General features: G+C 66.9%; 16 protein-coding genes. 10 read left to right on the forward strand and 6 right to left on the reverse strand.

The features are described 5' to 3' along the window. Nucleotides 1–49 precede the first annotated feature (49 nt). Nucleotides 50–283, reverse strand: a complete 234-nt coding sequence (locus DEO45_RS14505; RefSeq protein WP_147269705.1) for a hypothetical protein — start codon at nt 281–283, stop codon at nt 50–52. 382 nt (nt 284–665) lie between these two features. On the opposite strand from DEO45_RS14505, the gene DEO45_RS14510 reads away from it, so the two are divergent. The 4 genes from DEO45_RS14510 (at nt 666) to rocF (ending at nt 3398) form a co-directional block, all read left to right on the forward strand. Continuing rightward, the gene (locus DEO45_RS14510) at nt 666–917 is read left to right on the forward strand and encodes a hypothetical protein (RefSeq protein ID WP_114345021.1); all 252 of its coding nucleotides are present in this window, start codon (nt 666–668) and stop codon (nt 915–917) included. Nucleotides 918–1097: 180 nt separating this feature from the next. Continuing rightward, the gene (locus DEO45_RS14515; protein ID WP_223250890.1) at nt 1098–1325 is read left to right on the forward strand and encodes a hypothetical protein; all 228 of its coding nucleotides are present in this window, start codon (nt 1098–1100) and stop codon (nt 1323–1325) included. Between the two features lie 411 nt (nt 1326–1736). Continuing rightward, complete coding sequence (locus DEO45_RS16740) at nt 1737–2186, forward strand: hypothetical protein (protein ID WP_223250891.1); 450 nt, start codon at nt 1737–1739, stop codon at nt 2184–2186. Nucleotides 2187–2483: 297 nt separating this feature from the next. Further along, entirely contained in the window at nt 2484–3398 is a 915-nt protein-coding gene (rocF, locus tag DEO45_RS14520) for an arginase (protein WP_114345024.1), read from the forward strand. Between the two features lie 52 nt (nt 3399–3450). Here the strand turns inward: rocF and DEO45_RS14525 are convergent, their stop codons facing one another. Beyond that, a complete protein-coding gene (locus DEO45_RS14525; protein WP_114345026.1) occupies nt 3451–3780 on the reverse strand; it encodes a YegP family protein in 330 nt (109 codons plus the stop codon). A 152-nt stretch (nt 3781–3932) separates the two neighbouring features. Here DEO45_RS14525 and DEO45_RS14530 point away from each other — a divergent pair, with 152 nt between their 5' ends. The 3 genes from DEO45_RS14530 to DEO45_RS14540 all read left to right on the forward strand — a co-directional run bounded on the left by DEO45_RS14530 (nt 3933) and on the right by DEO45_RS14540 (nt 7537). Beyond that, nucleotides 3933–5300, forward strand: coding sequence for a tryptophan--tRNA ligase (locus tag DEO45_RS14530; protein WP_114345028.1), 1368 nt, complete (start codon nt 3933–3935; stop codon nt 5298–5300). 38 nt (nt 5301–5338) lie between these two features. Then, the gene (locus tag DEO45_RS14535; RefSeq protein WP_114345030.1) at nt 5339–5665 is read left to right on the forward strand and encodes a hypothetical protein; all 327 of its coding nucleotides are present in this window, start codon (nt 5339–5341) and stop codon (nt 5663–5665) included. A gap of 276 nt (nt 5666–5941) precedes the next feature. Beyond that, on the forward strand, nt 5942–7537 hold the full coding sequence (locus tag DEO45_RS14540) for a hypothetical protein (RefSeq protein ID WP_114345033.1): 1596 nt from the start codon (nt 5942–5944) through the stop codon (nt 7535–7537). A gap of 151 nt (nt 7538–7688) precedes the next feature. Here DEO45_RS14540 and DEO45_RS14545 read toward each other — a convergent pair whose 3' ends face one another. After that, nucleotides 7689–8072, reverse strand: a complete 384-nt coding sequence (locus tag DEO45_RS14545; RefSeq protein WP_114345036.1) for a VOC family protein — start codon at nt 8070–8072, stop codon at nt 7689–7691. A gap of 57 nt (nt 8073–8129) precedes the next feature. Between DEO45_RS14545 and DEO45_RS14550 the strand changes: the two genes are divergently transcribed. Both DEO45_RS14550 and DEO45_RS14555 read left to right on the forward strand, forming a co-directional pair. Then, complete coding sequence (locus DEO45_RS14550; RefSeq protein ID WP_114345228.1) at nt 8130–8648, forward strand: M48 metallopeptidase family protein; 519 nt, start codon at nt 8130–8132, stop codon at nt 8646–8648. Nucleotides 8649–8650: 2 nt separating this feature from the next. Further along, nucleotides 8651–9295: a DUF6348 family protein gene (locus DEO45_RS14555; protein ID WP_114345038.1), complete on the forward strand. Its 645-nt coding sequence runs from the start codon at nt 8651–8653 to the stop codon at nt 9293–9295. A 159-nt stretch (nt 9296–9454) separates the two neighbouring features. Here the strand turns inward: DEO45_RS14555 and DEO45_RS14560 are convergent, their stop codons facing one another. The 3 genes from DEO45_RS14560 to pdhA form a co-directional block, all read right to left on the reverse strand. Further along, nucleotides 9455–10798 (reverse strand): dihydrolipoamide acetyltransferase family protein, encoded by a 1344-nt coding sequence (locus DEO45_RS14560; RefSeq protein WP_114345040.1) that lies wholly within the window; start codon nt 10796–10798, stop codon nt 9455–9457. Between the two features lie 117 nt (nt 10799–10915). Next, a complete protein-coding gene (locus DEO45_RS14565) occupies nt 10916–11896 on the reverse strand; it encodes an alpha-ketoacid dehydrogenase subunit beta (protein WP_114345043.1) in 981 nt (326 codons plus the stop codon). A gap of 3 nt (nt 11897–11899) precedes the next feature. After that, nucleotides 11900–12985 (reverse strand): pyruvate dehydrogenase (acetyl-transferring) E1 component subunit alpha, encoded by a 1086-nt coding sequence (gene pdhA, locus DEO45_RS14570; RefSeq protein WP_114345046.1) that lies wholly within the window; start codon nt 12983–12985, stop codon nt 11900–11902. Nucleotides 12986–13226: 241 nt separating this feature from the next. Here pdhA and DEO45_RS14575 point away from each other — a divergent pair, with 241 nt between their 5' ends. Next, nucleotides 13227–14075, forward strand: a complete 849-nt coding sequence (locus DEO45_RS14575; RefSeq protein ID WP_114345048.1) for a tryptophan 2,3-dioxygenase — start codon at nt 13227–13229, stop codon at nt 14073–14075. The last annotated feature ends 53 nt before the right edge of the window (nt 14076–14128 follow it).

The following is a 14128-nucleotide window of genomic DNA, read 5'->3' on the forward strand; positions in this document are numbered from 1 at the left end:
CCGCGCGCGGTCTCACGGCCCGAGACACTCGGTTCCAAAGCCGCTCAGGTCAGAGCTGGATGACGGGGACCACCATCCAGCGGGACCCTATGGTGTCACGCACGATCCAGTCCTTGACGTGCGACGGCGTGGGCTCGGCGACCAGTCGGTGGCCGTCCCGCTGGATGGGCGACATCGGCCTGGGGGTGAAGTCGAGGCTCTTTACCTGGGCAGCGCCGAGCTGGACCTTGATGGTCTCGCGCTTGGCTGCGGACACCTTATTGATAGGGGCGTTTTCGGACATCGGAGGAGGGCCGGGACGGAGCGCGTATCTCGACCGCTGCTGTTCCATGGCTCCGGTATGGCTCCCCCCAGTTAGACATCTTGCCACCTCTTGGCACTTTGAGCAGGACGGACAAATGGCGTGGTTGAGCCATTCTTGCCCTCAGGGCTGAGCCAGGCCAAGCCCCAAATAACCTGCTTTTGTTGATTTGTAATCAGTAGGTCCCCAGTTCGAATCCGGGTGCCGGCACCAAGAAGGCAGGTTTCGAAGGCCGCCCCCGGGCGGCCTTCGTCGTTCCGGGGCGGATACTGAATGGCTCCGACCGCCCTTAACGCGACCATCGCGAATCGTCGACTTCGTTCAATCCACCCTTGGGCAATCGACCAGCGCGAGGGCACGTCACATGGGCACGTTGTACGTGGTGCAGGGTTTTCACGAGATGGACGGGGATGTCGTCGCGGACAAGCCGATCCTGCATGGCCTGGAGCAGCTGGCACTGACGCGCGGCCAGATCCTGGCGGATCATTTCGATGGCGTGCTGGTGTACGCGCAGGCGGCCGATGTCGATCGTGGCGAATATTCCGAGCCGGTCATTCTGGCCAAGTATGGCCACGTGCCGCATCCGGAACAGCAAAGCCTGGGCCGGACGGGATAGCGGCGTCCCGCATTCCGGGACGCGTGCGCACAGCAGGTGTAGGTCGGCGCCGACATACATATCGAGCGGTTCTCGCCAGACTGGGCGACGCTGGGAATACACGATCATCCGCCCGCGGGGAGGCGACGATGGGTATTCCGGGCGACGTCCTTGTCCGGGGGTATGGCGATGCGTGTTGTCTTGACCATCAAGGAAAGCAGCCACGGCCTGTGGTGCATTCGCGGCGGAAAGGCGCTGCTCTATGACCAGCTGCGTTTCGCACAAGCGATCCGGCTGGCCCGCGGGCTGGCACGCGAGGAGCATGCCAGCTCGGGCCGCACGGTGAGCGTCGAGTTGACCTGTGCGGAGTTCACCATCGCCCTGGTGCAGTACGCCGCGCCGGGGGCACCTCGCCGCATTGCGGCGTGAGGCCGCGGTCTCCGGTGGCTTCGTCACCCGGTGTGGGTGACCTGTCACATTTCCGTGTCGGTACATGGACTGTCTCTTCAAAATGAGAACTACGTGTGCACATAGCGTGAAAGCTTGCTAGCATCGGCACCGACGGCTGCGCAGGGGCAGCTTGGGGTGACTGGTATGCAAACGTTGCTTGCACATTCCGCCTTCTGGCGTGGAGTGTCGCTGTTTGCAGGGATGCTGTTCGGCAAGATCGCAAGGAACAAGGGGACCGGCGTGGTCTATCACCGCGGGGATCTTGTGTCCTGGTGCCCGGGCGCGCGTTCGCGCCGCGAAGACGAGTTGGCGCGAAGTCGCCAGATCGGACTCCAGTAGACGAACGTCCCCGGTAGCGGGTATCGACGGTAAAACAGCAGGTGCGGTTGCGTGACCGCGCGCGGCGGTTCGTCCCGGTTTCGGATCGCGGGGAATCATGTCCATGGCCATCTCATCATGGCCGTGGCTGGCCCGCATCGCCTTTGTGCCGTGCGTTTGTTGCTGCCCGCAGCCGCATGGGCGCAGTCGGACCCCGGCAACATGATGGAATGGACGCCGCCGTGGAAATCTCGGGTGCGGGCGACGCCGGAGCAGGCCACCCCCCGGATCGTATGCATGTCCGGGGACCCTGACATGCGCGCGATGCTGCAGCGGCAGAAGGACTGCGCGGTCGGCACTGCCGGCAGGCTGGCGATGCAGCCAGCGACCACACGACCCGCGGTGGCGATCCGCCGGGAGTGGTCGGCGACGCGCGCTTCGATCGGTTGCCCGGAGGCGATATCCGCGGCAGGGTCCATGCGGACAGCAGCCTTGACGGCCAAGGCATGGCCATGGACATGACGCATGCAGTCGAACGTGCCGGCGGCTGGGATTACGCCGCGAGCCAGCAGAAGCGTTGAGCGAATGTACCGGTGACGCGTGGGCCGACGGTAACGTGGCCGCGTGGCGCGCGCTGCAGGCCGGGTATGTCTCTCGGCGCGGCAGGGTCGTTCCGGTAGACTCCGGAGGATCCACGACGGGTCGGTCGCGCAGGCCTCTCCCGGCAGGGACGGCGGCGAGTTGCCCGGAGCGGCATGCGGCCGCCTCCGTCCGGCGAGGGCCGCCGTCTGCCGCCATGCATCAGGTAAACACAGGTATATGGACAAACAGACCGTTTCATTGATCGGTGTGCCGACCGACATCGGCGCCGGCCATCGTGGTGCCGCGATGGGGCCGGAGGCGCTGCGCGTGGCCAGGCTGGCGGAAAAACTGGAGCGCCGCGGACTGAAGGTGATCGACCGCGGCAACCTGCAGGGCCCACTCAACCCGTGGCAGCCGCCCGAGCACGGCTATCGCCATCTGGATGAGGTGATCGCCTGGAATACGGCCGTCTATACGGCTGTCCACCAGGAGCTGCAGGCCGGGCGCCTGCCGATCGTGCTCGGCGGCGACCACTCCCTGGCGATCGGCTCGATATCCGCGGTGGCGCGCCATTGCCACGACGAGGGCAAGCGGCTGCGCGTGTTGTGGCTGGACGCGCACACCGATTTCAACACGGCGCAGGCCACGCCCACCGGGAATATCCACGGCATGCCGGTGGCATGCCTGTGCGGCATCGGCCCGGAGGGCCTCACCGAGCTCAGTGGCAGCACGCCGGCGACCACGCCGGACGTGTTCCGCTACATCGGCATCCGCTCGGTCGACGAGGACGAGAAGCGGCTGGTGCGCGAGGCGAGCATGCAGGTGCATGACATGCGCCATATCGACGAGATCGGCATGAAGCGCGTGATGGAGGAGGCGCTGGCCGGGCTCGACGAGCACACCCACCTGCACGTGAGCTTCGACGTCGACTTCCTCGACCCCAGCATCGCGCCGGGCGTGGGCACCACCGTGCGGGGCGGGCCGAATTACCGCGAGGCGCAGTTGTGCATGGAGATGATCGCCGATGCGGGGCGCGTGGCGTCGCTGGACATCGTCGAGCTGAACCCGGCCTTCGACAAGCGCAACCAGACCGCGAAACTGGCGGTGGATCTGATCGAGTCGCTGTTCGGCAAGTCCACGCTGATCCGCTGATCCGGAACGAAGAGGTTTCGGCGCGACCCGCTGGGCCGCGCCGAAGGATTGCTCATTCCTCGACCAGCTTGGCGTCCGGTGCGTTCGCCATCACCGAGTCGATGCCGACATCGCGCGAGCGATCGCTCTCGTACATCTCGCTGCTGCCGATGACCTGGTGATTGGCGGCTTTCAGGTTGAAGTGGAACTTGCCGTTGGTCGAGATCTTCTTCTCGTAGCGCGCCGCATCCGGCGCGTTCTTGCGCACCGACTCGATGCCGTTGCGTGCGCCGGCCTTGTCCTTGTATCCCTCGCTCTTGAGGATGATCTCGCCGTTGCCGGCCTTGAGGTTGAAGTAGGTCTCGCCGTTTTTGCCGGTGAACATCGTGAACTTGCCGCTCATCAGCTTCGAGCTCCTTGCCATGGTCAGGGTTGGCAGAATCTGGACCGGTTTGCGTGATTTTTTTGGGAAGGTGTGCCGCCGGTCGCGGCAGCCGGCCGGTCGAGCCGTTTTGCCGGATGTCGTAGACTGGCGCTTTACCTGCGCGGCACAGCATGAATACCCGAGTCCTCACCGGCATCACCACCACCGGTACCCCGCACCTGGGCAATTACGTGGGCGCGATCCGCCCGGCCATCGAGGCCAGCCGGCGCGACGACGTCGATGCGTTCTTCTTTCTCGCCGACTACCACGCGCTGATCAAGAGCGACGACGCGGCGCGCATCGAGCGTTCGCGGCTGGAGATCGCCGCCACCTGGCTGGCCGCCGGCCTGGACCCGCAGCGGGTCACCTTTTACCGCCAGTCGGACATCCCGGAGATCCCGGAGCTGACCTGGTTCCTCACCTGCATCGCGTCGAAGGGCATGCTCAATCGCGCGCACGCGTACAAGGCCGCGGTGGACAAGAACGCCGCGGCGGGCGAGGACGCCGATGCCGGCATCACCGCCGGCCTGTACATGTACCCGGTGCTGATGGCGGCCGACATCCTGGCGTTCGACGCGAACCAGGTGCCGGTGGGACGCGACCAGATCCAGCACATCGAGATGGCGCGCGACCTCGGCCAGCGCTTCAACCATCTGCATGGCGACGAGTTCTTCGTGCTGCCGGAGGCGCTGATCGAGGAGCAGGTGGCCACGCTGCCGGGCCTCGACGGCCGCAAGATGTCGAAGAGCTACGACAACACGATCCCGCTGTTCGCCGGCGGCAGCAAGCAGCTGCGCGAGACGATCATGCGCATCGTCACCGACTCGCGCCTGCCCGGCGAGCCGAAGGATCCGGACGACTGCGCGCTGTTCACCATCTTCCGCGCGTTCGCCAACGAGGCCGAGACCGCGGTGTTCCGCCAGGCGCTGCTGGACGGCATCGGCTGGGGCGAGGCGAAGCAGGTGCTGTACGAGCGGATCGAAACCGACGTGGCGCCGATGCGCGAGCGCTACGAGGCGCTGATGGCGGACCCCGCCGCGATCGAGACGATCCTGCGGCAGGGTGCGCAGAAAGCCCGCGCGATCGCCACGCCGAAGGTGGCCGCGTTGCGTGGCGTGCTGGGGCTGCGCGCGATGACGACCACTCCGGCAGGTGCTGGCCAGACGAAGGCTGCGCCAAAGCAAGACAGGATGCCGCGCTTCGCCAGCTTTCGCGATGCCGACGGCAGCTTCCGTTTCCGCCTGTTCTCCGCGGACGGCGAGGAGCTGCTGCTGTCGAAGCCGTTTGCCGACCCGAAGGCGGCCGGTGCACTGCAGAAACGCCTCAAGGGGCTGGGCACCGCCGCCGTGCTGCAGGTCCTGCCGCGGGCCCTGGTGCTGGAGCTGGATGGGGCGCCGGTCGCCACGACGCCCGAGTATCCCGTGGAGCCGGCACGCGACGAAGCGCTGGCGCGTCTGCGCGAAGCGCTGGATCTGCTCGCCCTCGCCGCGCAGGAGTGAGGCGCAGCGAGTCCCTTTTCCCGCGGAGTCCGTGATCCATGCGCTATCTCGCCATCCTGCTGCTCGCCCCGTGGCTGCTGATTCTCGGCTGGGCCTACTGGGCCTACCCGAAGAACCTGCCGCGCACGCCGGGACGGCGGATCTTCGATTTCACCGCCCTGCTGCTCGCTGCGGTGGCCACGGTGCAAGGCGCCGTGCTGGGGTTCGAAGGGGCCGGAAAGCCGGTCGCCGGCGAGTTCGGTCCGGCCAGCGGCGCGATCTGGCAGCAGGTGCTGCCGGCGTTGTACGGCTATGGCGCCTGTGTCGCCGTGCTGGCGGTGGCGATGATCGTGCGTCGCATCATCTTCCGCCGCGGTGCAGGCTGAGCAGAGCCGCGTCATGCGTGGGCGACAGTCCACAAGAACCGGAAGTGGCGCACAGAGTAATCCGTAAAATATTGCGGATCATGCACTTGCCGGACGCCGGCAGGATTTTCCGTGGGATACTCGGCCACCAGCCGTGGGGAGCCATGACAAGGCATGTCGCGGGACGGCTGGTCATCATCGGTTTGCGCGTAGCGCCGGATCATCGGCAGTTGCGGGTGCCGTACGCGTGACCCGATCCTTTCGATAGATCCATGCATCTTCACTGGAGGGGATTACATGTCACCATGCAAATTGGGAGGCGTTGGCGTCGTGCTGTGCGCAGCCGTCAGCCTGGCCGCCGTGGGCATCGCCCACGCCGACACCATCGGATCACCCGAAGTCACTTCGGCGCAACACGACACCTTGCATTCGCTGCGCGGCACCATGCCGCGACCGGACGATTTCTCCAAGAGCGGTCGCAGCCATCCGGCACGCCCGCTGCCCTGGCTGGACGGCCCCGGCACACCGGGCGACGGCGCGGTGCAAAGCACGACCACCGGCGTTGCCGCACCCACGCTCGGTTCCGGCGTGGATGGCGTCGGCAATGGCTTCAGCGGGCCGCAAGGCACGTTCACCGTGAACAGCGCGCCACCGGACACCAATGGTGCCGTCGGTGCCACCCAGTACGTGCAGATCGTCAACAGCGGCTTTGCCGTGTTCGACAAGGCGACCAAGTCGGTGACCTACGGCCCGGTGGCCACCAAGACCCTGTGGTCCGGTTTCGGCGGTCCCTGCGAAGCGGACAACGACGGTGACGCCACCGTGGTCTACGACAAGGCGGCCGGCCGCTGGGTGATCTCGCAGTTCGCGGTCACTGCCGCGCCGTACTTCGAGTGCGTGGCGGTCTCCGCCACCAGCGACGCCACCGGTGCCTACTACCGCTACGCGTTCCCGTACGGCAGCACGTTCCCGGATTACCCGAAGATGGGTGTGTGGCCGGATGCGTACTACGAGACGTTCAACATGTTCAATGGCAACACGTTCGCCGGCGCGAAGCTGTGCGCCTACGATCGCAATGCCATGTTGAGCGGCGCCGCGGCCACCCAGCAGTGCTTCCAGCTCTCCACCGCCTACGGCGGCGTGCTGCCGGCCGACCTGGACGGTTCCACCGCGCCGCCGGCGGGTTCGCCGAACTACCTGCTGAACTTCACCGCGGGCCAGCTCAACATGTGGAAGTTCCACGTTGACTGGAGCAACACTGCCAACACCACGCTGACCGGCCCGGTCGCCATTCCGGTGGCATCGTTCGCCACGGCATGCGGCGGCGGCACCTGCGTGCCGCAGGCAGGCGTGTCGCAGAAGCTCGATTCGCTGGCCGACCGCCTGATGTTCCGCCTGGCCTACCGTCACTTCACCGACCACGAGTCGCTGGTGGTCACCCATTCGGTGAAGGTCGGCACGACCAGGCAGAACCCGTACACGGGCGTGCGCTGGTACGAGGTCCGCAACCCGGGCACCACGCCGGTGGTCTATCAGCAGTCCACCTTCTCGCCGGACACCACCTATCGCTGGATGGGCTCGGTGGCGATGGACAAGCAGGGCAACATGGCACTGGGTTACAGCGCCTCCAGCAGTGGCATCCACCCGGCCATCCGCTACACCGGCCGCCTGGCGACCGATGCGCTGAACACCATGCAGGCCGAGAACAGCATCATCGAAGGCCTGGGTTCGCAAAGTGGCAGCAACCTGTCGCGCTGGGGTGACTACAGTGCGATGACCGTCGATCCGGTGGATGACTGCACGTTCTGGTATACCAGCGAGTACCTGAAGACCACCGGTGCGTTCAACTGGAGCACGCGGATCGCGTCGTTCAAGTTCTCGACCTGCCAGTAAACCGGAACTCCTGTCCCGCAAGGCACGCGGGACAGGACCTGCATGGATGAAAGGAGACGGGGCCGCCTTCGGGCGGCCCCTTTTTTTGCGCGGGTCCGCCGCCGGCATGGCCGCGGCACTTCGGCGAGGCGCCGGGCGAATCCGCCGGCCCTCACTCCCAGCGGTTGAGGTGCGGGCCGAACGCCTCGCGTTGCCGCCGCACCACGCAGAAGCGGTGGCCGCTCGGCGCTTCCATCACCCACCAGCGCTTGCGCGCGAACGCGATGCGCTTCGCGCCGAGCCGCTCCAGCCGCGATGCCTCGGCTTCCAGGTCGTCGGTCTCGATGTCCAGGTGTACGCGGCTGTCATGCTCGACCTTCTGCAGCAGGATGACCGGTTCGTCGTCGTCGGTTGCCAGCTCGGCATAGCGGCCGTCGCCGTCCTGGTCGGGCGCGGCGATCGGCTTGCCGAGCGCCTGGCTCCAGAAAGCGGTGGATGCGGCGAGGTCGTCGACGCGGCAATCGATGACGATGGTGCAGAGTCGGCTGTGGTGCATGGACGCCTCCGTCAGGTGGTCGATACGTGCGAAGCGGTGCAGTGCGAGAATACCCGCATGATTCCGCTCCGGTACCTCCAGGCCTATCCCGCCACCTTGCAGGACAAGGTGCGTATTCTGATCGCGCAGGAGCGCCTGGGAGAGCACCTGGCGCAGCGGTATCCGGGCCGCCATGAAGTGCAGAGCGACAAGGCGCTGTATGCCTACGTGGCGTCGCTGAAGCTGCAGCACCTGAAGAACGCGCCGGGCATCGACAAGGTGCTGTACGACAGCAAGCTCGACGTGGTGCAGCGCGCGCTGGGCCTGCACACCGCGATCTCGCGCGTGCAGGGGCGCCGGCTCAAGGCGAAGAAGGAGATCCGCGTGGCCAGCCTCTTCAAGGCCGCCGCGCCGGAGTTCCTGCAGACGATCGTGGTGCATGAACTGGCGCACCTGAAGGAAAGCGATCACGACAAGGCGTTCTACCAGCTGTGCACGCACATGCTGCCGGACTACCACCAGCGCGAATTCGACCTGCGCGTCTACCTCACATGGTGCGAGCTGCCCCCGGCGAATGACGCCGCCGGCAAGGAATGACGATGGACGATACGGCACTGCAGAAGTACCTGTTGCGGCTGTTCGAACGCCACGATGTCGAACTGGAGGTGGACGAGGACGGCTGGCTGGTCACCGACGGTGATTTTCCGGCGGTGCGGGCCAGCTGGCAGGAGGGGCCGCCGGGCGAGCCCGGCCGGCTCGACCTCGACGTGGTGCTGAGCGAGGAGCGCCACATCGAGGAAAGCTTCGCCGGCAGCGGCGGTGGCGACACCGGCTGTCGTGATGCTTTGCATGCGTTCGAGCAGAGCGCGTTCCATGTGCTGCTGGCGGCGTGCTGGTACGTCACCGACGACCGCAGGATGCGGATTGCCGCCTGGGATATCGGCGTGCGCACGTGGGACGTGTTCATCGGTCCGTTCGGCGTGCGCGGCGCAGGTGCCGCGAGCATGCCGGCCGAAGCGCTGGCGTCGATCGAGGCGGCACTGCAGCGCGAGGCGCTGAGCCCCGAACTGCACTGGCTGCGGTTGGTGCACAGCCATGCCGCGGCGGGCGATTCGCGCTGCGAGGCGCTGCTCGACAACGAGCCCTGGACGGCCGGGACGCTGGCGCTGGCCGCCGTGCCGTGGCCTCGCGGCAGTGACTACGTCGCGCGCTGTTTCATGCTGCTGGACGTGCGCGATTACTGACCTGCATCTCCATCGCAGTAGCCCGCTGGCGGGCGATGCTTTCTCGAGTCCAGATAAAAGCATCGCCCGCCAGCGGGCTCCTGCCGGAGTTTGCATGAGTGCGCAGAAAAAAACGGACGCCTCGAGGCGTCCGTTCTTGCCGCATGACAACTGCTCTGATCAGTTCGGCAGCGCCAGATCGTCCAGCATCGCCTTGAGGAACCTCGCGGCCTCGCCGCCGGTGGCGGCGCGGTGGTCGAAGGTGAGGCTGAGCGGCATGCGCCGGTGCACCTCGATGCCGCCGATCACCGCCACCACGTCGTGGCTGAGCTTGCCGGCGCCGACGATGGCGACAGTCGGCGGTACGACGACGGGCGTTGCGTAGCGGCCGGCGAACATGCCGAAGTTGCTGAGGCTGATGGTGTAGCCGGACAGTTCCGAGGCCGGGATCGAACGATCCTCGACCTGCGAACGCAGGCGCTTGATCGCGGCGCGGATGCCGGCACCGTCGAGCACGTCGGCATTGCGCAGCGCGGGCACGAACAGGCCGTCGTCGGTGTCCACCGCGATGCCGATGTCGACATGCGGATGCAGGGTGCGACTGAGGTTCTTGCCGTCGAACCACGCGTTCAGCGCCGGCACCGTCTTGCAGGCGAACGCGATGGCGCGGATCAGGCGCGCGGTGATGTCCTGCTTGCCGATCCAGGCGTGCAGGTCGGCGTCGTCGACGAGCGTGGTCGGCACGACCTGCGCGTGCGCGTCGGCCATCACCCGGGCCATGTTGCGGCGCACGCCCTTCAACTGCTCCGGCTGGCCGCTGGCGCTGACGCTCGGTGGCGAGGTGCGCACCGGCTTGCCGGCCAGCGAGACCGGGCCGCGCTGCGGCTCCGGCTGCGGCAGTTCCGGCGCCAGGTGGCGGCCGGCCGAGGCGGGCACCGCGCGTGCCGGGGCGGCGCCGAGGGCGGCGCTGCCGTTGGCGGCGGCGTCCTTCACGTCCTGCATGGTCACCACGCCATCGGCGCCGCTGGGGCGCACGCGGGCGAGATCGACCTTGAGCTTCTTCGCCAGCGCACGCACCGCCGGCACGGCTTTCACGCCACCGATGCTGGCGGCCTGTTCGACGTGCACGGCGTTGCCGCTGACCATCGCGCCGACCACGGTGCCTTCGTCCTCGCGATCGGCCTTGGTCGCGGCGGGTACCGGTGCCGGTGCGGCTTCGGTCTTCTTCGGGCCATGATGGTGGCCGGTGGCTTCGGCCTCGGCGCGCTGCTTCGCGTTCGGATCGGGCTCGAAATCGGCCAGCGCGGCGCCGGTCTCGATGATGTCGCCGGGTGCACCGTGCAGCTTGACGACCTTGCCGGTGTACGGCGAGGGCACGTCGACCACCGCCTTGGCGGTTTCCATCGAGCACAATGGCGCGTCGAGCTTGATGCTGTCGCCCACCTTCACGTGCCACTCGACCACGGTCGCGTCGGGCAGGCCTTCGCCGAGGTCGGGGAGGTAGAACGTCTTGATATCAGCCATGAGGTCGGATCCGTATGGTAGGGCGGGCACTGCCCGCCGGCTTTTGCTCAGGTCTTGCGCGGCCACGTGCGGTAGTGCGACGGGCAGTGCCCGCCCCACGCGGCGTTTCTGCGCCGATTATGACGCCGCCAGCGTGCGCTTCGCCGCGTCGACGACGCGTTCCACGCTCGGCAGGTATTTCATCTCCAGGCGGAACAGCGGGATGTGCGTGTCGAAGCCGGTGACGCGCTCGACCGGGGCGAGCAGGTCGTACAGGCATTCCTCGGCGACGCGCGCGGCGATCTCGGCGCCGAAGCCGGCGGTCTTGGGCGCCTCGTGCACGATCACGCAGCGGCCGGTCTTCTGCACCGACTCGGCGATGGTGTCGAAGTCCAGCGGGGTCAGCGTGGCCACGTCGATCACCTCGGCGCTGATGCCTTCGGCGGCCAGTGCATCGGCGGCTTCCAGCGCTTCCTTCACCTGCGCGCCCCAGGTCACGATGGTCACGTCGGCGCCGTCGCGCAGCACGAAGCACACGTCCAGCGGCAACGCCTCGCCGTCGTCCGGCACTTCTTCCTTGTACTGGCGGTAGATGCGCTTGGGTTCGAAGAACATCACCGGATCCGGATCGCGGATCGCGGCCAGCAGCAGGCCGTAGGCACGCGCTGGCGAGGACGGCATCACCACGCGCAGGCCGGGGATGTTGGTGAACAGGTGCTCGTTCGCCTCGGAGTGATGCTCCGGCGCACGGATGCCGCCGCCCCACGGCGCGCGCCATACGGCCGGCACGGTGAGGCGGCCGCGGGTGCGGTTGCGCATGCGCGCGGCGTGGCAGGCGATCTGCTCCATCATCGGGTAGATGAAGCCTTCGAACTGCGCCTCGGCCACCGGCTTCATGCCCTGCACGGCGAGGCCGACTGTGACGCCGGCGATGGTGGTTTCGTCCAGCGGCGTGTCGAGCACGCGCAGTTCGCCGAATTTCTCCTGCAGGCCCTGGGTGGCGCGGAACACGCCGCCGTTGACGCCCACGTCCTCGCCCAGCACCACGACGCTCGGGTCGTGCGCCATCTCGTAGGCGAGCGCCTGGGTAACCGCTTCGATGAGAGTGATCTGTGCCATGACTCAGTGGGCCTTGTTTTCAAGCGAGAGGACGTAGTCGCGCTGTTTCGCGAGATCGGCGGGGACTTCGGCGAAGGTGTAGTCGAACATCGCCGAGACCGGCTGGGTCCTGGTCTCGAGGTAGGCGTTCACCTCGTTGTCCATCCACTCGTCGCACTCGGCCTTCCAGGCCTCTTCCTTCGCGTCGTCCCACACCTTCTTCGCCACCAGCCAGTTGCGCAGGCGCTTCATGGGTTCCTTCGCCCAGCCGTCCTTCACTTCCTGCTCGCCGCGATAGCGGCGCGCGTCGTCGGCGGTGGTGTGGTCGCCGAGGCGGTAGGTGACCAGTTCGAGCACGCTGCCGCCCTGGCCGCTGCGCGCGCGCTCCAGTGCATCCTCCATCGCCTTGCGCACGGCGATGATGTCGTTGCCGTCCACCTGGATCGAGAACAGGCCGGCGGCGATGCCCTTCTGCGCCAGCGTCGGCGCGCCGGACTGGATCTTGCGTGGCACCGAGATCGCCCACTGGTTGTTGACGATCACTGCCACCAGCGGCAGATTCTGCGCGCCGGCGATGTTGATGGCGCCATAGAAGTCGCCCTTGGACGAACCGCCGTCGCCGATGGTGCATACCGCCACGCGCTTCTCGCCGCGGATCTTGAACGCCAGCGCCGAACCCGCCGCGTGCAGGCATTGCGTGGCGATCGGCACCGACCAGGCGAAGTCGTGCCGCGCCGGTTCCTTCTGGTAGTCGTTGCCGCGCTCGTCGCCGCCCCAGTACATGTACACCTCGCGCGGCTGCACGCCGCGGTACAGCTGCGCGCCGTATTCGCGATAGCTCGGCGCGTACACGTCTTCCGGCCGCATCGCGCTGCCGATGCCCACGTGCGCGGCCTCGTGGCCAAGGCAGCTGGCATAGGTGCCCAGCTTGCCGGTGCGCTGCAGGGCGATCGACTTGGCGTCGAACACGCGGGTCGACAGCATCAGCTTGTACAGCTCGACCATGTGGCCGAGGTCTTTCGCGAACTCGGGCAGATCATCACGTACCTGCTTGCCCTCGGCATCGAGGTATTGCAGATATTCGATTTCAAACTTGGCGGCGATGGTCACGACTCGCTCCGGAGTGAGGAATGGGGAAAGCCTGGAACTGGCGTGTCCGGAAGCCTGCGGCACGCGCAAGACGACCGGACAAGACCGCGCTTGATAGCAGGCTGGCATGTTGCGCTGCAAGGTACAGCGCAGCATGCGGAGCCGTACGGGAGTGCATGCATCCGCGTGATTCCTGCTTACGGGCGGGCGCGGCGGTGCCTCCAGCCGCTACCATGATCCTTTCGGCGTGTGACGGAACAGCATGAGCGACAACCAGCGCGATCTCGAAGCGGGCATCCGGACCGACCTCAACGGACAGATCACCTATGGCGGCTACCTGCACCTGGACACGCTGCTGTCCGCGCAGCGCCCGCTCAGCCAGCCGCCGCATCACGACGAGATGCTGTTCATCGTGCAGCACCACGTGGCCGAGCTGTGGATGAAGCTGCTGATCCACGAGTTGAAGGCGGCGCTGGCGCACCTGCGGGTCGATGACATCGATGCCTGCCTGAAGATTCTTGCGCGGGTGAAGCAGGTGCAGCGCCAGCTGTTCGAGCAGTGGGCGGTGCTGGAAACGCTGACCCCGGCGGAGTACCTGGAGTTCCGCGGTGTGCTGGGGCCGTCGTCCGGCTTTCAGTCGCTGCAGTATCGCCAGATCGAATTCCTGCTGGGCAACAAGAACGCCGACATGCTCAAGGTGTTCGCCCACGACCCGGCCGCGCAGGCGGAATTGCGCGCGGTGCTGCAGGCGCCCAGCCTGTACGACGAGTTCCTGCGCTACCTGGCGCGACGTGGCCACGCGGTGCCGGCCGCGCTGCTGCAGCGCGACTGGACCGAAGCCTACCGGCGCAACGAGGCGCTGCTGCCGGTGCTCAAGCGCATCTACGAGGATCGCGCGGAGTTCTGGCCCGAATACCACATGTGCGAACAGCTGGTGGACGTGGAGGAGAGCTTCCAGCTGTGGCGCTTCCGCCATATGAAGACGGTGGAGCGGATCATCGGCCACCGCCGCGGCACCGGCGGTTCGTCCGGCGTGGCGTTCCTGAAGAAGGCGCTGGACCTGGAATTCTTCCCGGAACTGCTGGACGTGCGCACCGTCCTCGGCAGCTGAAGGCCTGATCTTTGCGATCATCCCTGATCGCAAGGATCAAACGGGCGGCCATC

It is taken from the genome of Rhodanobacter denitrificans, assembly GCF_003335105.1.
Lineage (GTDB): Bacteria > Pseudomonadota > Gammaproteobacteria > Xanthomonadales > Rhodanobacteraceae > Rhodanobacter > Rhodanobacter denitrificans_A.

Coding starts and splice junctions, on each gene's coding strand:
- DEO45_RS14505 (WP_147269705.1), bottom strand. CDS start 283: ATGTCCGAAAACGCCCCTATCAATAAGGTGTCCGCAGCCAAGCGCGAG.
- DEO45_RS14555 (WP_114345038.1), top strand. CDS start 8,651: ATGGACGATACGGCACTGCAGAAGTACCTGTTGCGGCTGTTCGAACGC.
- DEO45_RS14560 (WP_114345040.1), bottom strand. CDS start 10,798: ATGGCTGATATCAAGACGTTCTACCTCCCCGACCTCGGCGAAGGCCTG.
- DEO45_RS14535 (WP_114345030.1), top strand. CDS start 5,339: ATGCGCTATCTCGCCATCCTGCTGCTCGCCCCGTGGCTGCTGATTCTC.
- DEO45_RS14510 (WP_114345021.1), top strand. CDS start 666: ATGGGCACGTTGTACGTGGTGCAGGGTTTTCACGAGATGGACGGGGAT.
- DEO45_RS14565 (WP_114345043.1), bottom strand. CDS start 11,896: ATGGCACAGATCACTCTCATCGAAGCGGTTACCCAGGCGCTCGCCTAC.
- DEO45_RS14540 (WP_114345033.1), top strand. CDS start 5,942: ATGTCACCATGCAAATTGGGAGGCGTTGGCGTCGTGCTGTGCGCAGCC.
- DEO45_RS14530 (WP_114345028.1), top strand. CDS start 3,933: ATGAATACCCGAGTCCTCACCGGCATCACCACCACCGGTACCCCGCAC.
- DEO45_RS14575 (WP_114345048.1), top strand. CDS start 13,227: ATGAGCGACAACCAGCGCGATCTCGAAGCGGGCATCCGGACCGACCTC.
- DEO45_RS14525 (WP_114345026.1), bottom strand. CDS start 3,780: ATGAGCGGCAAGTTCACGATGTTCACCGGCAAAAACGGCGAGACCTAC.
- DEO45_RS14550 (WP_114345228.1), top strand. CDS start 8,130: ATGATTCCGCTCCGGTACCTCCAGGCCTATCCCGCCACCTTGCAGGAC.
- DEO45_RS14545 (WP_114345036.1), bottom strand. CDS start 8,072: ATGCACCACAGCCGACTCTGCACCATCGTCATCGATTGCCGCGTCGAC.
- rocF (WP_114345024.1), top strand. CDS start 2,484: ATGGACAAACAGACCGTTTCATTGATCGGTGTGCCGACCGACATCGGC.